Origin of the sequence: Vibrio sp. NC2, from assembly GCF_025195005.1 — a bacterium.
Taxonomy (GTDB): domain Bacteria; phylum Pseudomonadota; class Gammaproteobacteria; order Enterobacterales; family Vibrionaceae; genus Vibrio; species Vibrio splendidus.
The window spans coordinates 79,137-106,110 of the sequence record NZ_JANVFC010000009.1; the positions used below are offsets into that span (position 1 = coordinate 79,137).

21 protein-coding genes are annotated in these 26,974 nt (G+C 44.4%); 10 read left to right on the top strand and 11 right to left on the bottom strand.

The window, feature by feature from the left end; all coding sequences use genetic code 11:
* Positions 1 to 98: 98 nt before the first annotated feature.
* The 3 genes from NX845_RS13650 (at position 99) to NX845_RS13660 (ending at position 3,174) form a co-directional block, all read left to right on the top strand.
* Complete coding sequence (locus tag NX845_RS13650) at positions 99 to 1,736, top strand: peptide ABC transporter substrate-binding protein (RefSeq protein WP_065682265.1); 1,638 nt, start codon at positions 99 to 101, stop codon at positions 1,734 to 1,736.
* A gap of 427 nt (positions 1,737 to 2,163) precedes the next feature.
* A complete protein-coding gene (locus NX845_RS13655; RefSeq protein ID WP_004732005.1) occupies positions 2,164 to 2,667 on the top strand; it encodes an acyl-CoA thioesterase in 504 nt (167 codons plus the stop codon).
* A gap of 234 nt (positions 2,668 to 2,901) precedes the next feature.
* Positions 2,902 to 3,174, top strand: coding sequence for a hypothetical protein (locus tag NX845_RS13660; RefSeq protein ID WP_017079795.1), 273 nt, complete (start codon positions 2,902 to 2,904; stop codon positions 3,172 to 3,174).
* Between the two features lie 9 nt (positions 3,175 to 3,183).
* On the opposite strand, the gene NX845_RS13665 is transcribed toward NX845_RS13660, so the two are convergent.
* From NX845_RS13665 to malE, 5 genes are all read right to left on the bottom strand, one after another.
* The gene (locus NX845_RS13665) at positions 3,184 to 4,836 is read right to left on the bottom strand and encodes an ABC transporter substrate-binding protein (protein WP_260256916.1); all 1,653 of its coding nucleotides are present in this window, start codon (positions 4,834 to 4,836) and stop codon (positions 3,184 to 3,186) included.
* Between the two features lie 78 nt (positions 4,837 to 4,914).
* On the bottom strand, positions 4,915 to 5,526 hold the full coding sequence (locus NX845_RS13670) for an outer membrane beta-barrel protein (RefSeq protein ID WP_260256917.1): 612 nt from the start codon (positions 5,524 to 5,526) through the stop codon (positions 4,915 to 4,917).
* Positions 5,527 to 6,113: 587 nt separating this feature from the next.
* The gene (gene malG, locus NX845_RS13675; RefSeq protein WP_017081399.1) at positions 6,114 to 7,004 is read right to left on the bottom strand and encodes a maltose ABC transporter permease MalG; all 891 of its coding nucleotides are present in this window, start codon (positions 7,002 to 7,004) and stop codon (positions 6,114 to 6,116) included.
* Positions 7,005 to 7,015: 11 nt separating this feature from the next.
* Positions 7,016 to 8,587, bottom strand: a complete 1,572-nt coding sequence (malF, locus tag NX845_RS13680) for a maltose ABC transporter permease MalF (RefSeq protein WP_017079792.1) — start codon at positions 8,585 to 8,587, stop codon at positions 7,016 to 7,018.
* Between the two features lie 81 nt (positions 8,588 to 8,668).
* Positions 8,669 to 9,853, bottom strand: a complete 1,185-nt coding sequence (gene malE, locus NX845_RS13685) for a maltose/maltodextrin ABC transporter substrate-binding protein MalE (RefSeq protein ID WP_017084832.1) — start codon at positions 9,851 to 9,853, stop codon at positions 8,669 to 8,671.
* Positions 9,854 to 10,518: 665 nt separating this feature from the next.
* Between malE and malK the strand changes: the two genes are divergently transcribed.
* Positions 10,519 to 11,631, top strand: a complete 1,113-nt coding sequence (malK, locus tag NX845_RS13690) for a maltose/maltodextrin ABC transporter ATP-binding protein MalK (protein ID WP_102492377.1) — start codon at positions 10,519 to 10,521, stop codon at positions 11,629 to 11,631.
* A 229-nt stretch (positions 11,632 to 11,860) separates the two neighbouring features.
* On the opposite strand, the gene NX845_RS13695 is transcribed toward malK, so the two are convergent.
* Complete coding sequence (locus tag NX845_RS13695) at positions 11,861 to 12,061, bottom strand: hypothetical protein (RefSeq protein WP_004732016.1); 201 nt, start codon at positions 12,059 to 12,061, stop codon at positions 11,861 to 11,863.
* 224 nt (positions 12,062 to 12,285) lie between these two features.
* Positions 12,286 to 14,202, bottom strand: coding sequence for a methyl-accepting chemotaxis protein (locus tag NX845_RS13700; protein WP_102492376.1), 1,917 nt, complete (start codon positions 14,200 to 14,202; stop codon positions 12,286 to 12,288).
* Positions 14,203 to 14,657: 455 nt separating this feature from the next.
* On the opposite strand from NX845_RS13700, the gene NX845_RS13705 reads away from it, so the two are divergent.
* From NX845_RS13705 to NX845_RS13730, 6 genes are read left to right on the top strand one after another with little or no spacing between them, the layout of a single operon-like run.
* Complete coding sequence (locus NX845_RS13705; RefSeq protein WP_102489151.1) at positions 14,658 to 15,614, top strand: MoxR family ATPase; 957 nt, start codon at positions 14,658 to 14,660, stop codon at positions 15,612 to 15,614.
* A gap of 10 nt (positions 15,615 to 15,624) precedes the next feature.
* On the top strand, positions 15,625 to 16,551 hold the full coding sequence (locus tag NX845_RS13710; protein ID WP_102483106.1) for a DUF58 domain-containing protein: 927 nt from the start codon (positions 15,625 to 15,627) through the stop codon (positions 16,549 to 16,551).
* The gene (locus tag NX845_RS13715; protein ID WP_076649367.1) at positions 16,548 to 17,033 is read left to right on the top strand and encodes a DUF4381 domain-containing protein; all 486 of its coding nucleotides are present in this window, start codon (positions 16,548 to 16,550) and stop codon (positions 17,031 to 17,033) included. Before NX845_RS13710 ends, NX845_RS13715 begins: the two co-directional genes overlap by 4 nt.
* Positions 17,026 to 18,018, top strand: coding sequence for a VWA domain-containing protein (locus NX845_RS13720; RefSeq protein ID WP_260256918.1), 993 nt, complete (start codon positions 17,026 to 17,028; stop codon positions 18,016 to 18,018). Before NX845_RS13715 ends, NX845_RS13720 begins: the two co-directional genes overlap by 8 nt.
* The gene (locus NX845_RS13725) at positions 18,011 to 19,933 is read left to right on the top strand and encodes a VWA domain-containing protein (protein ID WP_260256919.1); all 1,923 of its coding nucleotides are present in this window, start codon (positions 18,011 to 18,013) and stop codon (positions 19,931 to 19,933) included. The genes NX845_RS13720 and NX845_RS13725 overlap by 8 nt, the downstream gene beginning before the upstream one ends.
* 2 nt (positions 19,934 to 19,935) lie before the next feature.
* Entirely contained in the window at positions 19,936 to 21,618 is a 1,683-nt protein-coding gene (locus tag NX845_RS13730) for a BatD family protein (protein WP_260256921.1), read from the top strand.
* Positions 21,619 to 21,754: 136 nt separating this feature from the next.
* On the opposite strand, the gene NX845_RS13735 is transcribed toward NX845_RS13730, so the two are convergent.
* The 4 genes from NX845_RS13735 to pstC form a co-directional block, all read right to left on the bottom strand.
* Positions 21,755 to 23,899 (bottom strand): GGDEF domain-containing protein, encoded by a 2,145-nt coding sequence (locus NX845_RS13735; protein ID WP_017094628.1) that lies wholly within the window; start codon positions 23,897 to 23,899, stop codon positions 21,755 to 21,757.
* A gap of 335 nt (positions 23,900 to 24,234) precedes the next feature.
* Positions 24,235 to 24,984, bottom strand: a complete 750-nt coding sequence (pstB, locus tag NX845_RS13740; RefSeq protein ID WP_004732036.1) for a phosphate ABC transporter ATP-binding protein PstB — start codon at positions 24,982 to 24,984, stop codon at positions 24,235 to 24,237.
* 90 nt (positions 24,985 to 25,074) lie between these two features.
* Positions 25,075 to 25,938, bottom strand: coding sequence for a phosphate ABC transporter permease PstA (gene pstA, locus NX845_RS13745; protein ID WP_004732038.1), 864 nt, complete (start codon positions 25,936 to 25,938; stop codon positions 25,075 to 25,077).
* Positions 25,939 to 25,953: 15 nt separating this feature from the next.
* Positions 25,954 to 26,883, bottom strand: a complete 930-nt coding sequence (pstC, locus tag NX845_RS13750) for a phosphate ABC transporter permease subunit PstC (protein ID WP_004732040.1) — start codon at positions 26,881 to 26,883, stop codon at positions 25,954 to 25,956.
* Between the last annotated feature and the right edge of the window lie 91 nt (positions 26,884 to 26,974).

Below are 26,974 nucleotides of genomic sequence, written 5' to 3' on the forward strand. Positions count from 1 at the left end.
CTTTCAAATGCTTTTAATACGCGTTCATTGTGGTTGCAACCTTGAGCCGACTCATGTTTAATGCATTGAGTACTGTTTAAGTTGTAAAAGGAATTACAATGACTCAACCAAGGATCCCTGTGATCATCTCGTCCCTGCTTGCTTTGTCCTCTGCTTCAAGTTTTGCTGCCACTGTTCCTGCTGATGTGCCATTAGCTGAAGAACTATTAGCTGAGGAACAACATTTTGTACGTGGTAATGGCGCGGAGCCCAACACTCTAGATCCTAGTTACGTAAACTCAGGCATGCCCGGTGACATTATCGTCAATGATATGTTTGAAGGCTTTGTGATTGAGAACAGTGACGGGCAAATCATCCCAGGGCAAGCCAAAGAGTGGTCTATCAGCAAAGACGGCAAAACCGTGACGTTTGTGTTGAAAGAGAGCCTCAAGTGGTCGAATGGTGAGACAGTCACAGCATCCGATTTTGTCTTTGGTTGGCAGCGAGCTGTGTCTCCTAAAACAGGTAACAACACGGGTTTTGTTTTTTCGACGGCTAACATCGTGAACGCTAGCGAGATTCTATCAGGAGACAAAGCTCCCTCTGAGCTTGGCATAAAAGCATTAGATGAGCGCACGGTTGAGATTTCACTTTCAAAACCTACGCCCTACTTTATGAGTTTAATGAGCATCAAGACCTTTTTCCCTCTACCCGCTAAGTTGGTTCAAGAGAAAGGCGACCAATGGACTCGCGCAGAAAATATCGCGACCAACGGTGCTTACACTTTGAGTAAATGGGTGCCTAACGAATACGTTGAAGTCGAGAGAAACCCAAACTATTGGGATGACACGTCGACAGTCATCAACAAGGTGACCTATTTAGGCTTATCATCTCAAAATGCTGAGCTTATCCGTTATCAAGCGGGTGAAATTGATATGACCAATCGCGTTCAGCTTGAGTACTACCAGAAATTAATCCAAGAAAGCCCTGAACAGATCAAAGCGCAAGCTCTACTGGGTTCTTACGTTTATTCATTCAATACACGTCAAGCACCGTTTGATGACGTAAGAGTACGCCAAGCACTGAGCATGGCCGTCAATCGTGAGATTCTGGTCGAGAAAGTTACAGGTCAAGGTGAGCCAGAAGCATACAGCGTGACGCCGAATAATATTCCTGACTACACAGCGCCTTTATCCGAATTCAATTCTTTAGACAGCACGCAGCGTTTAACAAAAGCTAAAACACTACTTGCTGACGCTGGATACAACGAGAGCAACCCACTCAAATTCACACTGACTTATAACACCAGTGAAAATCACAAAAAGATCGCTATTGCGATTGCCTCGATGTGGAAGCCACTTGGCGTAAAAGTCGAGTTAGAGAACATGGAATGGAAAGCCTATGTTGCAGCGAAAGGGAGTGGCGACTATCAGCTAGCTCGCTCATGGGCATTTGGCGACTATCCAGAGCCTTCTGCACTGTTAGAGGCGTTCACTTGTGGTCACACGGCAAACGAAAGTGGCTACTGCAATCCCGATTACGATGAGCTCTTACAGCAAGCAAGTAAAACGGAAGATCAGTCTAAACGCTTTACTTTATACCAGCAGGCTGAATCGCTACTTAACGAATCTGCAGCAGTTATGCCTTTATATCATTACAATCACACCCGATTAGTGCGAAATACTCTCAAAGGCTTCCCTAACAATAATCCGAAAGGAAATATCTACGCGAAGGATCTATACTTTATTCAAGAGTAAAAATGAGCTGAATAACAAATATTTTTAACTACCACTTTAGTGGTAAAAAGACTAAAATAATTTAACTAAACCAGATAAACAGCGGTTAGTTGGCTAAAACAAAATAAGGTACCGCAATGAGTACCAAACGGCTTAGAAACACCTAGCATTACGCTAGGTGTTTTTTTTGCAATCGACCTTTCTAGCTGTCAGCTCAACATTTATTGGTTCTTACTCAATATGGTTAGGCACCTGCTTAATATTGCTTCATCCGCGTTTGCCACTCGCCTCTACCGCCTTTAAACATCAATATTCATCCGTTCGTCACCCGTTTGAAAAAATAGTCTTAATCGTGAGAAACACCGCTTTAATTTATGTCATCTTAAGTATATTGTTATTAGCAAGTAACAAGCATGTTATACAGCACAATAATAATGAAGGAAGATAGATGAGCAGTAACAATAACCGACCAGATGGTAAACGAGACGTTACTCTGCGTTTTTTAGCTGAACCTGGGGATGTGAACTTTGGTGGTAAAGTTCATGGTGGTGCAGCAATGAAGTGGATCGATTTAGCAGCCTACGCTTGTTCTGCTGGGTGGAGTGGTAAATATTGTATTACCGCTTACGCAGGGGGGATTCGATTCGTAGCTCCGATCCATGTTGGCAACCTTGTAGAGGTAAGTGCGAAGGTCATCTATACCGGTTCATCTTCTATGCACATCGCTATCGACGTTCAAGCCAGCGACCCTAAAGAACTCAACAACCGCCTAACGACTCACTGTATCGTTATTATGGTCGCTGTTGATGAAAATGGTAACCCGACTAAGGTGCCGGAGTGGGTGCCAGAAACACCAGAAGACATCGAATTAAGAGATTCGGCTATTCGCCTAATGAACATGCGAAAACAGATCGGTGAAGAGATGGAAGCACACGTTAAGTACCTTAAGTAAACTTTACCAACCACGCTACGCTACAAAACCATATTACAATGCCAAGCACCTGCTTGGCATTGGTTGATCTAATACCCTCGATCTTTGCAAGCAAAGCCTCAGTAGATCTAATACGACCTATGAGAGCGTGATGCCCAGCCAAAGGTTGAAATGAATCGGCACTTGTTCGCGGATTTATTTTGACTGTAATAAAGTCGTCATTTTGCTCTGTTTAAATACCGCCAATCATAATGGATGTATTTGAATTTCCTGGAGCCACTCTTGAGCGTCACACGCCCCACTCTTAGCGAATCTACACTCAACAATTTAAAGGCGGTTGAGTACCAATGGGTTAGAACTTTGTACGTCGAAGGCTACGACAGCAACGAAATTAACCACTACATCCAAACTTGTTTTGGTGGTGACCAAACGTTTGCGGATCTATTTCGCCGTGTGGCACTCGATCAAGAAAGCATCTATGTGCTGTTGCAGCATCTTGGCTGTGCTCCTTCTAGTAGAGAATTCTAACCTCAACAATCACTGTTCGACCCAAAGTCGATAAAAGTCACTATAACCTGTATTTCTTACTTGAACCCCTCTGACTTGTTGAGTTCTAGACATTTCTTCATAACCAGAAAATAACGGTAAATAGGTATAACTTAAACGTAAATCCCTTTCCATCTCCATCAACTCACTAGATGGTGATTTGCCACTTATCGCCCGTTTTATCTTAGCTTGATGTTCATCCATTTTAAAACGGTCAAAACTAAATCGTAATCCCGTTGACACACTTAACCATTCGTAAGTTCCGTAATCAACAGGTGTCTCTATTACATCTTCAATAAGGAGAATATCAGCTAGTTCAGACACCAAATGAGGATTACTAATGTTACTGACGATAACAACTTCCAACTCCACTCCTGTTGAGCGGATAACATTATGTAACCATTGAGAATTGCGAATTAAGTATGGAATAGTCCATTTGGGCTCAGCCAAGACAATCTTCCCTGTCAAGCTTGGGGCGTTTGCTATCATTGGCCTAACTTTACAGGGATCAAAAGCCAAGCTTTCAACCGCATTAATAGGATCATGTAGCTGTTTTTGCTGATGGATATAATCGGCTAGTTGACGCCATGTATCTCGCGAAATGTTCGAGTCAGCTCTTTCTCGATAAGTTAAATAGAATAAAGCACTAATACTCTGAACTTCAACTTGGTCCGACGGACAATTAAAGCTAATCATATTTTGCATATCTGCATCGGCATGCGACAAAGTAACTCGTTCTAACAAAGCTCGAGTAGAGAAATAGTCTTTATGTGCTCGAAGTTGAATACTGTCTTCACACCAGTGTTCAATCTTGAACGGCCCAGTTCCAATATGGTAACTGTATTTATCGCCAAAACTTTGCTGTTCTCGACAAACAATAGATGCACTAGACATAGCTAGCATATAAGGAAAAAACTTGTTGGCGTACTTGAGAGTAATAACTAAACAATTGGGTGCGACTGCATCTACGCGTTCGGCACATTGCCATAACCCTTTTATAGGGCCATTACCCTCAATTAAACGTCTAATACTCCAAACTACATCTTGAACTTGCAAAAGCTCACCATCATGTCGGTAAACGCCGGGACGTAGCCATAGAGTCATCCTTGTATCTTCCATCACCCAATCGTGAGCTAAGGAAGGCATTAGATCACCATCTGGACTCTGAGCCAACAATACATCATATACGCTTTTTGCTATATGCAGTTCTGCATGGCGAAATGTCTTAATTGGATCAATAGTGTTTACCCACGGATAGGAAGCTATCAATACAGCATTACTTGATTCATTGGTTTGGTTAAGGTGTTCGGTCGCTAAAGTAAGAGCTCTGACTGCAGTCGAACCGTATAGGTCGACAAGACGCGATACTAGTTTAAAACTGCCTTTATTTAGTTCGCTAATCAATAGTTCTGTAATCGCTTGTTGCAACGATTTTTTAATCGTAAGTTTACTAGGATTACTCCTACCGACTGCGGGAATCCATTCGATCCAACCTTGTTCAGACAGCTTTCTCATAACAATTGACACATTACGTTTAGAAGTACATAGCGCGACCTCTAATTCTCCTAAACCTATAGCATGAGATAAGTGAATCTCAAAATGCTTAAGCAACTGATCTAAGTGTCTAAGGTTTACATCGTTCACAACAATTCCACTGCTATTTATCTCAGCTAAAACATAGCAAAGGGAGCCATATATTCCTAGCTCCCTAGATTCTCGGTATTAGAAGTGGTAATTCATTCCAAGAGAAAAAACACTAATCTCAGCATCAACAGAAGCAGTAGCACCAAGCGCCTTTGCCACTTCTAGATCAGGTTTCATATAGTCCCATGTTGCTTCAATACGAAGATTATCTGTCAATAAGAAATCTGCTCCCAAACCATACATACCCGTCATTGTTGTATCAGAGAATGTTGAATGGCCAGCAGCACCAACGAAAGAATTACTTACCTTAAACTCAGCATTAAAATATGCTACCCCAGCTTTCGCAAAAAGGTTAAAACGGTCATTAATCGGTAAAATAACTTTAGGTTGAATCGCTGCAAATTTCATGTCGCCGACAGTAACTGAATCACCGTCCAAAGCATCATAACCTCCAATGGAGCCTTCCAAAGCAATATAACGGTTGAACTGATAACCACCGTAGATTTTACCGGCTAAACTAGAATCATCATCTAACGTTAATGAAGTGTTGTTAGAACCAGATGCAGAATCAACAGAAAAGTTAGCGCTATCAAAATTTGCTTGACCAACAGATGCTCCAATATATGGGTTTGCATATACTGCAGAAGATAGCATCAGGAGAGTTGTTGTGATTGTTGTTTTTCTTAACATTGTATTTAACTGCCTATCTAAGAATAATATTTATTGTTTTTGCACATCCTTTAGCAACCAATGCATTCCCTTTCACTGGGTTTCGAAACAGAATAATATTAATGAATAGGAAACGATTAAAACACGTAATTGTTTATCATCTTTTTTCCACATATCTAAACAATTAGACACAACTACTCATATTCAAGTTGTTAATCATAAAATCTCTTGGACTTTGGACTTTGGACTTTGGACTTTGGAGAATAGTGTGCTTAGATCACATATCAATGTGTAATTTAAGTATGAGCACTCAATATTTACGCTATACGTCGCATGCTAATTTGACTGAAGTGTTGTTTGGAAGTGAGATTATTATAATTGAGACAAGAAATTAAACACTAGGCATAAAAAAACCCAAGTAAATACCTGGGTTAGAGTTACAAAAACCACTAATCATTAATAGCGTAAGGAACCTGATTAGTAGCCAGCTATGCGTAACCTGAGGGTTATTTTTATTACTGATCGGCGGCCAAACCAAATGATGTAATAAAAATGCCAATACAGAGCGACCTATAAGGTCGCTCTTTGTCTTTCTTATAGGGTACAGCTTATCCTTTTACACCACCTGCCGTCAAACCGCCAACTAACCAACGTTGAGCAAGTAAGAACACGATAGTAATCGGAAGTGCTGAAAGTACAGCCGCTGCCGCAAAATCACCCCATAGGTAGTTCTGAGGATATAGGTATTGCTGCATACCTACCGCTAGCGTGTAAGAGTTCACATCGGTTAGCAGGATAGACGCTACAGGCACTTCACCTACTGTTGCGATGAACGAAAGAATAAACACAACCGCTAGAATTGGTACAGACAGCGGTAATAGAACCAACCTGAATGCTTGCCAAGGCGTTGCACCATCCAGTGCAGCAGCCTCTTCCAACGAGTTATCAATCGTTTCAAAGTAACCTTTAATCGTCCAAACGTGCAGTGCGATACCGCCTAAGTACGAGAAGATTAGACCACCGTGTGTGTTCAAGCCTAAGAACGGGATGTATTGACCAAGCTTGTCGAACAGCGCGTAAATAGCGACTAGAGCCAGTACTGCTGGGAACATTTGGAAAATCATCATCGCTTTCAGGATAGTTTCTTTACCTTTGAAGCGCATACGAGCAAATGCATAAGCCGATGTTGTAGACAATGCCACAATAAGAAGCGACGTCACACCCGCGACTTTAATTGAGTTCCATAACCACGTTAGTACTGGGAATGGAGGTGGTGTCACCGAGCCGTCAGCATTCGTTACCGACATACCAAGAGCCAGTTTCCAGTGCTCCAGTGATGGGTTATCGGGAATCAAACTACCTGTTGCGAAGTTACCTTCACGGAACGAGATAGCGATGATCATCAGTAGTGGGAAGATAATCATTGCCAAGAAGCACCACAACACTGCATGCGTTGCCCACACTCGGTATTTAAGGCCTTTACCTTGTACCATAGCCATTGTCGTGCTCCTTAATCTTGAGACAGTTTAGTGAAACGAAGGTTTAGTAACGCAAGTCCACCAACCAATAGGAAAATAAGCGTTGCGATTGCACTTGCTAGACCAAAGTCTTGACCGCCGCCGCCTTCGAATGCAATTCGGTAGGTGTAGCTTACAAGCAAGTCTGTGTAACCCGCTGGCTCTGAGGTGCCAATCATGTTCGGGCCACCGTTCGTCAATAGTTGAATCATTACAAAGTTATTGAAGTTAAAGGCAAACGCTGCAATCAATAGCGGTGTAAGCGGCTTAATCATCAATGGGAATGTAATACGCTTGAAGTTATCAAGGAAGTTCGCACCATCAATGGCTGACGCTTCGTACAAATCATCAGGAATCGCTTTTAGTAGACCCATACATAGAATCATCATGTAAGGGAAACCTAGCCACGTGTTAACCATCAACACCATGGTTTTCGCAAGAATTGGGTCAGAGAACCAGTTCGGGCTTAAGCCGAAGATATTCTCAAGCACCATGTTGATCTCACCAAAGCTCTGGTTGAATAGACCTTTAAAGATAAGAATCGAGATGAATGCTGGTACTGCGTAAGGCAGAATCAGTAGAACACGATAGATTGAACGACCTTTTAGCTCTTCCCATTGCACGATATTCGCAAGTACAAGCCCGATAACAAGTGTGAACGCTACGGTACATACCGAGAAGATCACCGTCCAAATAAAGATGCTGATGAATGGTTCTTTAATACCATCATCTTTCCAAACACGTTCAAAGTTATGTGTACCAATATTAACCACAAAGCCCGGGGATATTGTGTTACCAGTAAACTCACCATTGGCATCAACAGGTTGATAGAAACCCTCTTCCATGTTTGGCTTGAGAACTTCACCCGTTTCATTGTTAATTAACGTTTGTTCATCGTCTTGTAGCGTGTAAAGCGGAGCAACAGAAGCAAACTTACGTAAGCCACTCATGCGGATGTCGTCGCCGTTAGGCAGATGGAAATCAACCGCATTAATCGCTGAACGGTTTTGGATGATCGCTTTGATCTTCTCTTTCTCACCTTGTGCAGACTCAATTGCAGATAGGTCCATCTCTGTTGCACTCATATCTTCAAAAGAAAATACGTCTGTTGCTAACAGCTGGTCGCCATCTTTAACAACGATCTGGTGACCGTCATCAGTCTTGTACAAAGTAAATGGGTAGCTTTCACCGCTTTGGAATGAGCGATCTAAAAGAACGGTTTGAGTACGCTCTAAAGACAGTTGGTTTTTTGCGCTGTAGTTAGTGAACGCAAGCCCGACGGTATAAGCCAATGGAAAAAGAATGAACAAGATCATTCCGGCAATACCCGGGTAAATATAACGGTGGGCGTAAGTTTTTTTACTGCCAAAAATGTAAAGTGCCAAAGCCGTTAAAATCACAGTAAGCAACGCAAAAGCGAGCTCACCGCGTGAATACATTAGAATTGTAGCGTAGCCGTTAATTAAGCCAACACTACCAAGCAACCCCCATTTGATGAAGACGCTTTTACTGCCTAGAAGGCTTGATGGTGCTGGGATAGCATCTGTACCTTGAACTGACTGCATAGAGGAACCTGCTAGCGATATAGATAAAAAATAGAAAAGTAAGGAGAGGTTACCCTCTCCTTAAAAGGTAGTGCTTGGTTGTTACTTAGTCATACGACCTTCAGCAGCTTTTAGTGCTTGGTCTACTGTTTGACGACCGTCAACTACGTTACCGATCGCTTCTTCCATGCTGTACCAGAACGTTGTGAACTGAGGGATGTTAGGCATGATTTCGCCATTCATCGCGTTGTCCATGGTTGCTGCAATACGAGTATCGCTGTCTAGTTGGCGTTGGAAAGAGTTAAGAGCAACAGCGCCTAGTGGCTTGTCGTCATTCAGGCTCTTCATACCTTCATCAGTTAGTAGGTAGTTTTCCATGAACTCAACAGCTAGGTCGCGGTTTGGAGAAGCAGTGCTGATACCACCAGCCCATACACCAACGAAAGGCTTAGATGCTTTACCGTTGAACTTAGGTAAAGTTGCTACGCCGTAATCGATGCCAGCTTTCTTGATGTTTTCCCAACCCCAAGGGCCGTTGATTGTCATTGCAACGTTACCTGCAACAAATTCAGACTCAGCAACTGAGTAATCCATGTCTGCAGAGATAACTTTGTCTTGTACCATCTTCTCGATGAAACCTAGAGACTTCTGAACACCTTCAGTCGCTACGCCCGCATCTTTAATGTCGTAACCTTCTGCAGTCTGTTTGAATGCGTAACCGCCGTCAGCTGCAAGGAGAGGCCATGTGAAGTAAGCGCCGCCACGTAGAGGCCACATGATCGCTTTTTTGCCATCTTTTTTAAGTTCAGCATCAAGTGCTGGGATTTCTTCCCAAGACTTAGGTGGGTTAGGAACAAGCGCTTTGTTATAAATTAGAGAAACTGACTCAACCGCTACTGGGTAAGCGATTGTTTTACCTTCGTATGAAACAGCGTCCCATGCGAAGTCTACGATACCTTCTTTAATTTCTTTAGAAGGTTTGATATCAACAAGAAGCCCCGCTTCTGCATAGCCGCCAAAACGGTCGTGTGCGTAGAAGATCATGTCTGGGCCATCGCCAGCCGCTGCAACTTGAGAGAACTTCTCTTCTAGTTTGTCAGGGAAAGCCACTGTTACTTTAACACCAGTGTCTTCTTCGAAGCGTTTACCTACTTCAGCCATGCCTTCATAAGCTTTGTCACCACCTACCCAGATTGTTAGTTGTCCTTCTTCGATAGCAGCATTTGCACCAAAAGAACCCAGAGCAACTAATGTTCCTAGAGCTACAGCGCTTAGAGCGTTTTTCATGTGAATATCCTTTTTATATTTATACGTAGGGCACATCTACCAAGACGAGCCAGTTTTCAGGGCTTATGATCTGAGAAAATAGACTCTAACTCATCATCCTAGCCACTACGCCCTAGCTATTATGGCTTAATTTCGTGATCGCCATCCGGTCAGATTAGAGACTGAAATCACAAAACCCATACTCATCGTGATCAACATCACCGTTATGGGGTGGATTTATTTGAACTGGATCGCCAATTATTAATAACCCCATTTATCTACTCCTCCCCTACTACTCCCCCTCGTTAAATTTTCATTGGGAGGATGTACCATTGCGCCAATTCACCGAAACTGCATCCATCCAAGAGTGGATAGTAAGAACCCTTTACCAGCGAATGTCGTGTGTAACCGCACTGTTCATTTAGTTGGCTTCACTGCCCGCTGTTGTCTTTATTAAGCATCGAGCTAAATCTGTGATTGAATCACGGGGGAGATTTAGCTGGATGTGGGGGAAATAGGCACCAGTTTGGCTATGACGGGTGGGCTTGGTTAAAGAATCCAAGTCTCACCCACTTTTTTTCTTACTCATTCAATACTTACCAATTCCTACAGTTACTGCTGACCCAAAAATTTCTTATAATGATAAGCAGTAAAACTTAAAATTTGATCGATCGAGGACTAGCTAGATGGCGAGTGTCACGTTAAAAAACGTTTATAAATCATATGGTGATGTACAGATTTCTAAGGACGTAACCTTAGACATCAACGAAGGTGAGCTCGTAGTATTCGTTGGACCATCAGGTTGTGGTAAATCGACGCTATTACGCTGTATCGCAGGTCTAGAGGACATTACGTCTGGTGATTTGTACATTGGCGACCAACGCATGAATGACGTTGAGCCTTCAAAGCGTGGCGTAGGTATGGTATTCCAATCTTACGCGCTTTACCCTCACCTTAACCTTTACGACAACATGTCTTTCGGCCTGAAACTAGCGAACGCTAACAAAACTGAAATTGATAAGCGTGTTGAACATGCTGCAGAAATCCTTCAGCTTGGTCACCTTCTTGAGCGTCAGCCTAAAGCACTATCTGGTGGTCAACGTCAACGTGTTGCTATCGGTCGTACTCTGGTTTCTCAGCCAAACGTATTCTTACTTGATGAACCTCTATCTAACCTAGATGCTGCGTTGCGTGTTCAAATGCGTTCACAAATCACTAAACTACAACGTCAACTTGGTTGCACCATGATCTACGTTACCCACGACCAAGTGGAAGCGATGACAATGGCCGATAAGATTGTTGTTCTTGATGGCGGTTATGTTTCTCAAGTGGGTAAACCTCTTGATCTTTACCACTACCCTAAAAACCGTTTCGTGGCAGGCTTTATTGGCTCGCCGAAGATGAACTTTATGTCGGTTCACATCGAGCAAGCTGAAGCAGAACGCGTACAAGTTCAACTTTCTAACGGTATGACTTTCTGGATCCCAGTTGATGGTACGACTGTCAATGCTGGTGACCGTATGTCTCTGGGTGTTCGTCCTGAACACTTGTTGTCTGCTGAAACAGGTGATGCGACGATTGAAGCTGAAGTGATGATGGTCGAGAAACTAGGTAACGAAACTCAGGTTTACCTAAACCTCGAAAGTGCTGATGCTGACGTTATTTATCGCCAACCAGACACGTTGACGATTGAGTCTGGTGACAAGCTAGCGATTGGTATTCCTGCGCACCGTTGTCACTTGTTCCATAGCGATGGTCGCGCATGTCGTCGCTTGTACAAAGAGTACGGCACCGACTAATCGGTTCGCCTTTTTAAGATATAACTTGCCCATATCGAATCCCTCTTACTCAGTAAGAGGGATTTTTTGTTTAAAGGCGCCAACTACTTTCGCTTTGATTGTTTAATTTTGCGCACCGCTCAGTTAGCTTTTCGCGCGGCAATAAAAAAGGCCTAGCGGATGCTAGACCTTTATCTGTTTGAGCTAAAAGCCACCCTACCTAAACGATATAGGTTGGCCCTGCAGAAACTTAGTGGATTGGCGTATCACTTGTTTTGTTGAACTGGCCAAAATGCTTTTCTAACACTTCTGGTGTTAGTTTGCCTTCCGCTTCTAGTCGCTTAAATTCAGCAACGATCGCTTTTTGCTCTTCAATTGATGGCAGTTTTACTTCTGGCTCATCGCCCATCTCTTGAGTCATCTGCTCTAGTTCTTTTTCAAAATCGCTCATGATACTTACCTAAATATTAAACCTAATCAGATTTTACTCATTTACGCTCTGTGATGCTAGAGCGATTAAGTGCAAAGCCCGAAACCAGATCAAGCTAAGGCCAGTTAGAAGAAAACAAGCCCGTAAATAAAAAGAGCTGGATTCACGATTAAATGAATCCAGCTCTTCGTCTGTATCCCTTTCTAAGCCATGCTACAGCTTAAAGGAATTAAAGCTTAAAGAGATTAAAGCTTAAACGAGCCAACCATCTTATCTAGGCGAGAAGAAAGGTCTCGGAGCTCTTGGCTCGCTTCAGCAAGCTGCTCAGCCGTGCCCGTTGTCACTTCATTGATTGCGTTAATCTCTTCAATGTTCTGGTTGATGGTGTGAACTACGGTTGATTGCTCTTCCGTTGCCGTTGCGACTTGCGTGTTACGATCGGTGATGTCTACGATGCGGTCTGAAATGCCACCCAGTACATCTACCGCTTCATCCGATGCAGCTACACCTTCAAGGGTAATGACTTTACCTGTACTCATTGCTGCTACTGCATCTTTAGCATCGCTTTGCAGTTGGTTGATCATCTTCTGAATCTCTTCCGTTGAGTCTGCTGTACGACTTGCGAGGTTACGAACTTCATCTGCTACCACGGCAAAGCCACGGCCTTGCTCACCGGCACGCGCTGCTTCAATCGCTGCATTCAATGCAAGTAAATTGGTTTGCTCTGAAATATCGCGGATAACACCCAGAATGGAGCCGATATCTTGTGTTGTTGAAGCAAGTTGTTCAACCACTTGACCCGTACTTTCGATATCTTGAGCTAAACGGCTGATCGCGTCTTTTGCTTTGTTTACCACAGAGCGGCCCACTTCAGTATTGCCCGAAGCTTGAGTGGCCGTTTCCGCAGCCGTTGCCGCATTTGATGCAATCTCGCTGATGGTCATGCCCATTTGGTTAATGGCAGCAACTACTTGAAGGGTTTGATCACGTTGCTCTTGGCTATTATCGTGGGTGATGTGTGCTTTGTTAGAAACACTCTCTGCCGCCACTTGAAGCGCTTGGCTTGTCGAACATACTTCTTTCATAGACTCGTGAATCTTTTCAATGAATCCATTAAAGCCCTTTGAAAGCTGTGCAATTTCATCGTTGCCTTTTACTTCAATACGCTGCGCCAGGTCGCCATCACCTTCGCCAAGGTCACCGAAACGCTTAGCCAGAAGTTTAATCGGTTGAGTAATGCTGTTCGCCAGAACTACGCCCATTAGGATAAATACTAATGCCACAACCGCCGTCATGATCAGCATCTTTTGCGCTGTCGCATCTAACTCTGCAAACACTTCTCCAGTCGGAACTACACCAATAACAAACCAGTCCATTGAAGACACATACAAACTCGCCACAAACAGCTCTTGGCCCTGGCTTTCAGTGGTAATCAGGTTAAAGCCCGACTTGTTCAATAGTTGGCTTGATTGAGGACCGTAAAGTTGTTGAAGTGATGAATCACTGCGAGAACGCTCACGGTGAATTTGAACATCACCTTGGCTATCGGTTAAGAATACGAAGCCTGTATTTTCAATCTTAAAGCCATTAAGTAGGTTAACCATGTCATCCATCGATTTTGATAGACCAGACATCGCCAAACCAGAAGGCTGCTGATAGTTAGCAAACATCTTCACTTCGCCATTCGCTTCTTGGAACATGCTCACCATGGTCGGCTGTCCAGATTGCGTAAAGCCAAAGAACCAACCATCTTGTTGTTGGTTTAGCTGGCGTAAGAAACCATCTTGATTCCAGTAGTAAGCTGTTTGACGGTTCGCTACCGAGGCATCGTTCAGCTGATATTGGTTACGCACGTTATTCAGTTGTTTAACCAGTTTATTCTCTAGCGCGGCATCGCGCTCGGTCGATTCGATAGCATCAGAAATGAATTCATTTGAAGCAATTTGCTCCGCAGCTAACAATAACTGAGAGACTTCACGGTCAATTTCACCATTGATTCGCTCCAACATACCGGGAAGCTCAATATCAACCAAACGGTGACTCAATACATCTCTTGCTTGCTGTTGTGCCATCGCACCGACAATCACTGTCGATGCAAGAACCGCAAAGGTAATTCCAAGTACAACTTTTTGTTTGATACTCAGAGAGTTAGTTTTAAACATATTTGGACCTTTAAAAGAATCGCTCGTTATTGGTATACCCTGAACAGGACTTTTTTAGTGCACTCCAACAAGCAATGCACAATCTGAGTGATGTATCGGCCAAAACCAGTAAAACTAGAGACTTTTCTCTCAAAAAAACTGCAAATATGATGTAACAATCAAAACCATTCAGATTAGATATGAATTAACTAAGCAAATATCGTACTTTTGAGAATCGATTTTAGCTTTCAGCCCTGATATCTAACCGAACTCAAACAACGACCTCCCCCCGAGCTTTTGTATATAAAAACCAATTGATATGGTAATAATCACACCCTAACGATGTTTTTAGCTAAACACTTGTAAATCTTTCCAATTTTGAAAAAATAAATTCCGCAAATGTACTGGAACTTTTTCCTATTAATAAGTGACCAATACTCAAAATAAGAATCAAATGGCCCCCAGAGAGTCCAAAAATGCATAAAAATAACTTCGAAATCCTTCAAAACTACTTAGAGTCTCAAATTATTGGTCAGCAAGAGCTCGTTAAGCAACTGATGATCGCCTTACTGGCAGATGGTCATATTCTTGTTGAAGGGCCTCCAGGGTTGGCAAAAACCCGCGCCGTAAAGTCGCTGGCTGACTGTGTTGAGGGCGACTTCCACCGTATTCAATTCACTCCCGATCTGTTGCCTGCTGATTTGACGGGTACCGATATTTTCCGACCAGAAACGGGAGAGTTCACCTTCCAATCAGGTCCGATTTTCAACTCACTGATTCTAGCGGATGAGATCAACCGAGCTCCGGCGAAAGTTCAAGCGGCAATGCTGGAAGCGATGGCAGAGAAACAAGTGACTGCCGGTCGAAAAACCTATGCGCTGCCTGAGCTATTTTTGGTAATGGCAACACAGAACCCAATTGAGCAAGAAGGAACTTACCCGCTACCTGAAGCGCAATTAGACCGTTTCTTACTTCACCTAGAAGTTGAATACCCAGATATGGACAGCGAGCTGGAGATCTTACGGCTCAACCGTGGTGAGGCTCAAGGCAACGAATCAACTCAGCCACAACAGATATCTCAGCAAACGATCTTTGAAGTACGCCAAGAAGTGCTCAACATTCACATGGCAGACACCATCGAGCAGTACATTATTCGACTGGTTATGGCGACTCGCCAACCTAAGCAATACAGCGACCAACTTGATCAATGGTTAGACATGGGTGTCAGCCCGCGTGCAACCATCGCGTTAGACCGTTGTGCCCGCGCTCACGCTTGGCTTGCTGGCCGCGATTATGTTACTCCACAAGATGTTCAAGCAATGGCATTCCCTGTATTACGCCACCGTCTGCTTCGTAGCTACCACGCACAAGCGGAAGGGATCACTGCAAACCAAGTGATCGCACACCTTATCTCGTTGGTTGGTAGCGCATAGGGATAAGCGCATGAATAATCAATTACCCAATCATAGTGACGGTGTCACGTTGAATCTGGACGAACTGCTGCAATACAAAGCGCAGTCTGTTCGCTGGTTGCCTCCAGCCAAGAGCCTGTGGTCGCAACTAAACGGTCAACACGAGAGCAATCGTAAAGGTCGCGGGATGAATTTCTCTGAGGTTCGTCAATATCAGGCGGGCGACGACATCCGCAGCATTGATTGGCGCGTCACGGCGAGAACAGGCAAGGCGCACACCAAACTGTTTTCTGAAGAAAGAGAACAGCCTGTGATTTTGTTCTTAGATCTGTCGAGCAGTATGATTTTCGGCTCAACCTTGTTACTTAAATCGGTTCAACTCGCGCACTTTGCCAGCCAACTGTGCTGGCTAACCGTCGCTCAAAAAGACCGTATTGGCGCAGTGATAGATACTGGCCAAGAGATCATTGAGATTAAACCCAGTGCTAGCAACCACGCTCCGTTGCGTATTTTGCAAAAAGTCATAGAAATCAATAACGCAGCGCTGACCAATCCAGACAATCACAGCGACACAACCTTAGAGCATGGGCTGAAGTCTCTTCACCAGCTTTGCCCGAAAGGCAGCGATATCATTATGCTCAGTGATTTCGTCCGTTATAACGAAAGTAACTACTCACTTATCAATCAAATACGTCGACATAATCGAGTTCGCTTGGTGCATTTTTACGACCCGTTGGAGCAAGGTGTTACTGCATTCAAAGGTTCAAAACAGATCACCGACGGCAATAAAACCCAATGGTTTAACTTTTCATCCAGTAAGGAAAAGGAAAAGCTCAGTCATGCATTCGATCTGAAACAACAACAGCTTATGCAAATGAGCCTTTCTTTGGCGATCCCATACAGTTCATTGTCTTGTGCGCAATCGTTAATGAGCCAAGTATCAGGAGTTCAGTCATGAATCAACCTCTCGACTTGAGCCCTATTATTACGCCAAGCGCACCGTCATGGTGGCCTTTGGCATGGGGTTGGTGGTTAATCATTATCACGGCCATTGTTCTGATCGCCTTAGTATTTTTCATTGTAAAACACAGACAAAAGAACCAATACGCGAAGAACGAAGCTCTTGCTTGCTTTCGTAATAGTCAGCCTTCAAATACCTTGTCTCCGAGTGCAGCTCAAGACATCGTTCGTCAGGCTGCACTGAGCTATTTTCCACGCGACAAAGTGGCAGGCTTATCTAGTGACGATTGGTTGGCGTTCTTAGATGCGCAATTGGCGAAGCCGTTGTTCGCCGCAAAACAATCGCAATGGCAACAAGCGCTCTACCAAGATACAGCCTTAATGAGCGACGAACAGAAAAAGGCTCAACAGCAATTGGTTAATGACTGCGAAACCTGGCTTCGTAAAGCCCTTCCTCCAAAGCGAGGTCGTTATGAGTGATTTTCTAAGCACTAACTTGTTAAACATCGAGTTCGTTTGGTGGTGGATGTTCTTCATCGCGCCACTGCCGTTGCTCGTTTACTTGTTCTCGCCAAGGTCAGAATCAAGCAGTGCCCTAAGGCTTCCATTTCTACCAGAAGACAGCAATACCAAAACGCCGAGCAGTCGCTTACCCAAGGCGCTGTCGGTCATCATCTGGCTTTTATTGGTAACGGCCATGGCACGCCCAGTTTGGTACGGTGAACCAGTTGAGTTTCAGCCAAAACACCGTGATTTGATGTTAGTTGTCGACCTCTCCGGCTCGATGAGCCAAGAGGACATGCAATTCAATGGTGAATACATCGACCGCTTATCTGCGGTAAAACATGTATTGAGTGACTTTATTGAGCGACGTAAAGGTGACCGAGTCGGATTAGTGCTATTTGCTGATCACGCCTACTTGCAGACGCCACTGACGTTAGACAGAGACACGCTGTCACAGCAACTCAATCAGGCTGTGCTAAAGCTGATTGGTACTCAAACTGCGATCGGTGATGGTATTGGCCTTGCCACCAAAACCTTTGTCGACAGCGACGCACCTCAGCGTGTGATGATTCTACTCAGTGACGGCAGCAATACCGCGGGGGTATTAGATCCACTAGAAGCGGCGGACATTGCAAAGAAATACGACACCACAATTTACACTGTGGGTGTTGGAGCTGGTGAAATGATGGTCAAAGAGTTCTTCATGACTCGTAAGGTCAATACTGCTCAAGACTTGGATGAGCGTACTCTAATGGAAATCGCCAAGCGCACTGGCGGTCAATACTTCCGTGCGCGTGACAGCAAAGAGCTGGCAACGATTTACGACACCATCAACCAATTAGAACCCGTGACGAACGCCACTAAGATCTGGCGACCACAACAAGAGTGGTTTGTCTGGCCACTGTCGGCGGCAATGTTCTTCGCATTTATGCTGTTAGCCATTAGGAGAAACAATGTCTAACTTTACTTTTATCTACCCTTATTGGTTCTTGGCTCTTGCCGCGCTGCCCGCTATTTGGTGGCTTAGCAAAAGACAATCGAAGCAAGGGTTATTAGCGTCACACATCGCCCGTTATTTGGCTCCTGAATCGAACAAGCCATCGAAAAATCGTAGTACTTACTTTGGCATTTGGTGGATAGTCGGTGTCATCGCGTTGGCTGGGCCAAGCTTTGAAAAAAATGAACAGCCGAGCTTTGAAAAAACGCAGGCGCGAGTTGTGATCATGGATATGTCGATGTCTATGTATGCCACTGACATTAAACCAAACCGTTTAACACAGGCGCGATACAAGGCTCTGGATCTGCTTTCGTTATGGAAAGAAGGCCTAACGGGAATGGTAGCCTACGCAGGTGATGCTTACACCATTAGTCCGCTAACGTCTGACATCAACACCATCAAGAACCTGGTACCCAACCTATCACCAGATATCATGCCCTTCCAAGGCGGCAATGCTGCGTCAGCAGTCAAACTCGCCATTGAGATGATGACTCGTGCTCATATCTACCACGGTGACTTGATGTTGATTGCGGATGATATCGACGACCAAGAGAAGCAAGAGATCGATTCCCTACTCTCAGGTGGCAATTGGACATTGTCGATTCTAGCGGTAGGAACGAAAAGCGGTGCGCCGATCTCTCTACCAAGCGGCTCGATGCTGAAAACCGACTCGGGACAAACCGTGGTCGCAAGAACCAACTTAAATAACATGCGTGAGCTTACACGCAGCTATGGTGGCACTTTTACTGAGGTTCAATTTGATAACTCAGATGTTGAGCACATTGCGAATTATCTCGACCGAATTGCTACGACATCAGAAGTCACCAAGACCAATAACTCACTCAATACCAGAGTTAACAACGGTTTCTGGCTATTGCCGTTTCTGTTACTTCCTGCACTTGGGCTATTTCGAAAAGGGGTCATTTGGTGTGGCCTAGCTGTGCTTGTCTCGTTCAGCCAACCGAATACTGCGTTTGCGAACCCTTGGAAAACCGATGACCAAGTGGGTTATCAGTTGTATCAAGATGAGGATTTTCAACAAGCCGCAGAACAGTTCGAACAGCAAGAATGGAAAGGCATTGCGCAATACAAAGCCGGTGATTTCGAAGCGGCTGAACAGACGCTACAAAGTCTTTCTGGCGAAGATGCTCGCTACAACCTCGCCAATGCACAAGCAAAGCAAGGCAAGTACGACCAAGCGATAAAAGAGTATCAACGTATTCTCGAAAGCAACCCTGAACATGCTTATGCGAAGAAGAACCTAGAGATTGTCGAACAGGCTCAGAAGCAACAGCAACAGCAACAGCAACAGCAACAGCAACAGCAACAGCAACAGCAACAGCAACAGCAACAGCAACAGCAAGACGATTCTGAGTCCAAAGACCAAAACGAACAAGACCAGCAAGGTGAACAAGGTCAGCAAAATGATTCTTCGCAAAGCTCGCAGGATCATCAACAAAGCTCTACTGACAATGGGAAGTCGCAAAGTCAAAGCGGCAGCCAAGATCAAAGTGAAAACCAAGATCAGAATACTGACCAAAGCCAAGCTGATAGCCGCCCTGATTCCAAAACGGATGAAGAAAATGACAAGCAAGCTGAGCAACAAAACAAAGCGGGTCAAGCAGATAAGCCGTCACAAGACAAAGATGACTCAGTATCTCAGGCAGCCCAAGCACAAGAGGCTGCTAAGGAAGACACTGATAACAACGCTCAACAAGCTGCAGCACAAGTATCAGGTCAACCTATGTCGAGCGATCCTGATATGCGAAAACTTGAGCAAGTAGAAAGCGCTCGTGATCCGAGTCAACTGCTTAAAGCGCAAATGATTCTACAAGCACGACAAAAAAGTGCTCCTAACAACCAAAACAAAAAGTGGTAACCATGCGATTTTTAAACAAGCCATTTTTATCAATGCTACTGACACTGCTAATCGGTGTTTTCTCGTCACATTCTGTATTCGCAGCGACCGCTGTGGCAAGTGTTTCGCAAAACAGTGTTACCAAAGATGAAGTCTTTCTACTTAGAGTGGCGACCGATGAAAAAGTATCGTCAGGTGCTTTAGACCTGACCTCCCTTCAGAAGAATTTCTACGTCGGTACCCCAAGCTTTGGGTCATCAATGCGAATCGTCAATGGCAGCCGCACTGTGTCTAGCGAGTGGAATATTACCCTTGCCCCACTTCGATTAGGCCGATTAGAGATTCCTAGCTTTGATATTGAAGGCGCAAAAACCCAACCGATCACCATCCACGTTGCGGTTAATAAAGCCGCTCCAAAGCAGAGTGACATGGCCGTGTTTCAACTTAATCTGAGTAAAGACTCGCTATACCCTCAAGAGGTCGCGGAGCTTGATGTAAAACTCATCATTAAGGCAGATCCTAGAAGACTGCAAGATCCTAAAATTGCGCCACCAAGTTCAGCGCAATTAGACGTGGAACCGATTGGAGAGTCTAAGCAATTTCAAGATGTTATCAACGGACAAGAAGTCACGGTTGTTCAGCAATCTTTCCATATATCGTCACAGCAAGCAGGGCAATTTCAGCTTCAAGGGCCAAAGTTAACCGGTGCCGTTGTTTACTCAACCAACAACTCAAGCACAACGCGCCTTTTCCAGCTCGACACGCCTGTTGAAACCTTAGATGTCACAGTGAATCCGGTACCAAAAGGCTATCAAGGTGAGTGGTTACCAACATCGAACTTCAAGTTGATTCAGAAATGGTCAGATAGCCAAGGCAACGAGCTGACAGGTAGTAATACTTTAGGTGGCGACAAGCAGAATATTGAGATGGAAGCCGGTGATTCGTTAACTCGTACCATCACAATGACAGCCAGCAACTTGACCCAACACCAGTTACCAAAACTGAACATCACCTACCCTAAATCGGTGCGCGTGTATGAAGAGAAACCGCAATTTGGCACTACCCAATCCGGTAATGCTATCGTTGTTTATAAGCAGGTTCTCATCCCTAAGGAATCTGGAAGCATCTCCCTGCCTGGTGTTTCTCAAACTTGGTTTAACACCGATTCGCAATCACAAAAAACCAGTAAGGCTCTTGGGCTTGAGTTGTCGGTTCAGGCAAGTGATCGCGTAACCTCAAGCACGCCGCCTCCTGTTATTGAAACACCAACTCAGCAAGCCAGCCCGACAATTGTTACCGTTGAAAAACCAGGAATGTGGCCTTATCTAACGGCACTGTTTGCAGCATTATGGTTAATCAGCTCGGCGTTTGCTTTCTACTTCTGGTCACGCCGCGGTACAGCAGTAAAACCAAAGCAAAAAGATGAACGTCAATCCGATACGGCAGAAGCGCTGATTGCCTCTCTGAAGATGAAAGATGGTGTGAAGACGAGAACTTTGTTCGAACAGTGGAAAACAGAAAATTCAGACTTGAGTGATGAGACGTTAGAAACAATCGAAGCTGAGCTCACCAAGCTAAATCAGACTCTCTACGCTGAAGCGGGTTCACCAAGTCAGTCATGGGATCCAGCTCTAGCAATCAAAGCGGTTAAGAAACCAAAACGCATCTCGAACAAAACACACAAGAGCACATTAGAAAGGCTTTAATTAACCAGCGTTCTAAGTAAGCAGAAAGCTAGTTAAACAGAAAATCTAAGTAAACAAAAAAGAACGAAGCCGTGATGACCACATTGTGATCATCACGGCTTCAATCGTTTTGAGATCAGAAAAAATAAACGCCAAACTAAATCAGTGGCGTCGCGACCTTTCTTCGCTTTAAAGCAGATACAATTCGATTTCGCCCTGAGTCTTTGGCTTGATACAAGGCTTTGTCTGCTTTGCCATACAGTAGATCGAAGTCGAATTGATGTTGGTCTGAGGTTATCGAGGCATAGCCGACAGATGCGGTTAAATACTGGCTGGTACTGCTTTCACAATGAAGGATCTTTGCCTCTTCAATACATTTTCTGATCGACTCTGCACGCTGTTTAGTTTCAGAGTGATGAGTGCCGATCATCAACAACATAAACTCTTCACCACCAATACGGCAGAAGGTTTCCTTATCGCTATGAACATGAGCATTAAGTATCTTGCCTATAGTGCGCAGAGCAGCGTCACCTTCCGTATGCCCATAAACCGTGTTGTACAAACCAAAGTGATCAAGGTCAACAAGAATGAGTCCAAACGTGACTTCGTGCTCTGTGGCAAATGCCCCTTGATCATCACAATTGAGATCATCTAAAACCTGCGACAACATACGACGATTTCCAAGGCGTGTCAGAGGGTCAAGCTTAGAGATGATATCCAACTGCTCATTGGCTCGTTCAAGCTCTTGAGTGCGCTTACTGACCTCTTGCTCTAGCGTCTCATTGAGCTTTTTGAGCTCCTCTTGCGCCATAGTTCTCTGTAGCACCTCAGCTAAACTCGAAGCGAAGATACGTATCACTTCACGCAGTTGTGAGGTTAAAGGGCTGCGAGTTAGCAAATTATCCGCGGCAATAAACGCAATCGGCTCACCCGTATTGGTGGTGAGCATTGTCATTGCCGTCCAACCGACACCCACAATATTGAAATCGTGATAGATAGGCACCGATTCTTCAAAGGCAACTTGATTAGGGCAAGCGCGAGCGGCGGCTACAATGTCACGCTCCACCAGCTCTGAGCGATAATAAGATTCATCGACAATGTCGCCTTTTATGTCAGTGCCCCACGTGCCTTGCATGTAACTGCAATTTTTATCTGTTAAAAAAACCGCTAATCGGTCTATCCCTAAGTGCTGAATAGCAAAGCTCACCGCAGATTTACAGACTTCGCTTACGCTATCGCAACGAGACAGTTCCACCATACTTGAGTGCAACATCCGTATATTCTGTTCTTGGCGCTTACGGATGTAGATCTGAGAAAGCAGAGAACCAAAGGATTCAAGCATCTGCTTTTGATAATTAGTGATGGGTGAACGGTGAATGTAATTGTCCATTGCGATCCAACCGACGGGTTTATCCCCTTCACGTAAGATCAACATGCCATTCCAACCTTGCCCTACGACCTTGCCTTCGGTGTATAGCGGCGCTTTCTCAATAATAACTAGGTTGATGTGATTGTCAGACAACGCCTCAATGTATTCGGCTTCAAGTTGATGTAAATCGTACTGAGTATGATGCTCGCTGTTAGTTTTTCCCCGCTCATCGGTGCCGTAAGTGCCACTAAAGCAGCGCTTTTTCATATCGAGTAACATGAAGATCGCACGGTCAAAGCCTAGACGGTCGCGCACTGCCTCAACAGAAGCCTTATACAAAGCATCCAAAGAGTCAGGATTAGAAAGCTCTAACGCGACCTGATGGACTAGTTTCATGTTCTCAACAAATAGCTCTCGCAGCTTAATTTCATCAAGGTACTGCGCTTCACGTGTGTCTCTGTGTTTGATCTCAAGTGCCGCGTTCTTTTCCGCACGAATACACTGCCAGCGAGCTGCGGCTAGTTGAAGGACATCAAGATCTTGGTCGAACGTTTGGTTGATCTGCTGAGCATTGCAATTTTGAACAATTAAATAAGTTCTGCAGGCAGGCGCGTTGTCTAGCATCATGATGAACGACTCACCACCCAGCACCTCCATGTGTTCCCACTTACAAGTATTGATAGACATTGGAAGCACACCATCTGCGGTATCAAACTGGGAAACCCAAGGCCAAAATGTTGAGGGATACTTGTCGAGGGAGGTTAGCTCACCGCAAGAAAACAAGGGTAACGAATCGCCTTCTGGTGTTGGCTCGGCAAATACTCCGATCCCTTTTGGCGCGAGCACCTCAACAAGGTAACCAAAAAGAGATTCTGCCAACAGACGGTGGTCGCGAGTAGCAGATATTTGTTTTGCAAAGGCTTTAACAGGCACAGCTTCCGTCCATTGGCTAATGAGATTGAAGCAAAAATACCGAAGCCTTGATATGCAATCAATGTAACTAAAAATGAGATGTTAAGCGGGTCGCAATTTCACTTTTTACATTATCACAAGCATGAGAAGGACGACAAAAATGGGATTTCCTGCCCAAAATTTCATCGACATTAATACTTTTTTAGCGATATAAAAAAGCCCCACATTAGAGTGGGGCAAAACTTCCATCGCTTATAGTTATAGTGATAATTCTGTCGATCTATTCGATTATCTAACCTGCGTTTCAGTTAGCGTGCTGTCCTTTAAAAAACAAAAACAGCACTGAGTTAATCGAATTAACCAAAGTCACCGTTTACGTAACCTTTAGTACGATCATCTTTTGGTTCGCTGAAGATAACACTCGTTTCGTTGTGCTCTACAAGCTCTCCCATTAGGAAGAAAGCCGTGCGGTCTGAAATACGACGCGCTTGCTGCATTGAGTGCGTTACGATAACGATAGTGAAGTCTTTCTTCAGGTCTTCCATCAATTCTTCAATCTTGTGTGTCGCGATTGGATCAAGTGCCGATGTAGGCTCATCCATCAGGATTACATCCGGTTCCATAGCAATCGTACGAGCGATACATAGACGCTGTTGCTGACCACCAGACAAACCAAATGCGTGCGCTTTAAGACGGTCTTTCACTTCATCCCAAAGTGCCGCACTGCGTAGTGAACTTTCTACTACTTCATCAATGTGTTTCTTGTCTTTGATACCTTGAGCGCGTAAGCCGTAAGCTACATTCTCGTAGATGCTCATTGGGAATGGGTTTGGCTTTTGGAATACCATGCCTACACGAATACGTAGGTCAGCCACATCAATATTGCCGTAGATGTTTGTGCCATCCATATCCAGCTTACCTTTGATAGTAACGCCTTCAATTAGGTCATTCATACGGTTCAAACAACGTAGCAGCGTCGATTTGCCACAACCCGATGGGCCAATCAGAGCCGTTACCTGACGCGTTGGAATTGGCAGGTTGATAGATTTAAGCGCTTGGTTGTCGCCGTAAAACAGATCTAGGTTCTCAATATCAAATTTGTTCATATTCGTAATCTCTAAATTCTTAAATTCGTGTCTAACTTAATGCTTTCTTTATCACGGTGGCTCTCTTTATTGTTGAGCCAGCTAATGAGCTTAGTAAGTTGCCGTGTTGAAGCGTCTCGCAATCAGTTTTGTAACCATGTTGATCAAGAGAACCAATACGATTAGGACTGTCGCCGTGCCGTAGGCTTGGTTCCACTCATCGATAGTAAATAGCTCTGTTGTCAGCTTATATAGGTGAACCGTTAGTGTACGGCCAGAATCGAATACCGACTCAGGAACACGTGCCACCATACCTGCTGTTAAAAATACAGGTGCTGATTCGCCAATTACACGACCAATACTAAGAATGACCGAAGTTAAGATACCTGGCATTGCGCTTGGTAAGATCAAACGCCAGATAGTGTAGATTTTTGAAGCGCCAAGGCCGTATGAACCTTCACGATAAGTTTGTGGTACTGACATCAATGCTTCTTCTGTAGTACGAATGATTACAGGAAGAATCAGGATACTTAGTGTTAGTGCACCCGACAGAATCGAGAAGCCAAGACCAAGAATCGAAACAAAGAAGGTCATACCGAACAGACCAAAGATAATCGACGGAATACCTGCTAAAGATTCTGTACAGAAACGAATCACTTTAACCAGTTTACTGCCCACTTTTGCGTATTCGGTTAGGTATATTGCCGTCATAATGCCGAGTGGCGCCGCCACTGCAATCGATGCGATTACCATGTAGATCGTGGCAATGATCATTGGGAAAATACCACGTTCTTCACCGGTTCGAGTGTAGTCGTCGGTGATGAAGTTCCAGTCTACGTATTGCAGGCCATTCGATAGAATGTACCAAATGATCCAGAATAAGAAACCAACGGTGACTGCTGCTGCCGCCCAGATAAAGCCTTTCAAGACATTATCTTTCATTTGACGTGCTTGTTTTAGTTTTACGCGATCCATATTACTTATCCTCGCCTACTTCGTTTTTTCACGATTAAGATAAAGCAGAGCACCATTCAACATCATGATGAATACCAGAAGCACAACGCCGGTTGCGTACAGTGCACTCGCGTGAATACCACTTGCGTAAGACATTTCAATAGCAATGTTTGCGGTTAGCGTACGAGCCGAATCCAAAATACCTTCTGGCATTGCTGGCGCATTACCCATCACCATGATGATTGCCATCGTTTCGCCAAGTGCACGACCGATACCCAGAATCACACCCGTCATAATGCCTGAACGTGCAGCAGGAACGAGTAACTTAAAAATCGTGTAGATTTTCGAAGCACCCAGTGCAAGTGAACCTTCTTTGTACGTACGAGGTACAGCGCGGATCGAAGTTTCAGAAACCGTAATAACGGTAGGAAGAATCATGATACCCAGAACAATGATACCCGCGAAGATAGTGTTGCCCGCTGGTACTTGGAAGATGTTCTGAATCATAGGAACGATGATTACTAGACCAAAGAAGCCGTAAACTACCGACGGGATACCCGCTAGAAGCTCAACTGCTGGTCGAATAATATCGGCAAGACGCTTAGGAGCAATCTCAGCAATAAAAATAGCGGTTAATACACCGACAGGGACACCAACAACTACAGCGCCAAGTGTCGAGACAATCGATGCAACAATCATGGTTGCAACGCCGAATAGAGCTGGCGGTAACCAATCCACACCCAGAACGATGCCAGAAACACCAGCCTCTTGGAATGCAGGGATACTCTCTGCAACGATAAAGTAAGCGATAACGGCTAGTGATACGATGCCGATTACAGCACTCGATAAGAACAAGCCGTGGAAGATTCTTTCTCTCCAGTCGATGCGCTTCTTAGCACGTAGACTTGGCTTGTTGATTTGAGTCGCTTCAGTATTCATAAGCTTTTCACTATTTGCGATGGTCATATATAAAATCTCAAACTTTGTGGCTCAACAAGAGCTCGAAATAGACAAAGTTGAAAGAAAAGGCTCAGCCTAAGTTAGGCTGAGCAATAAT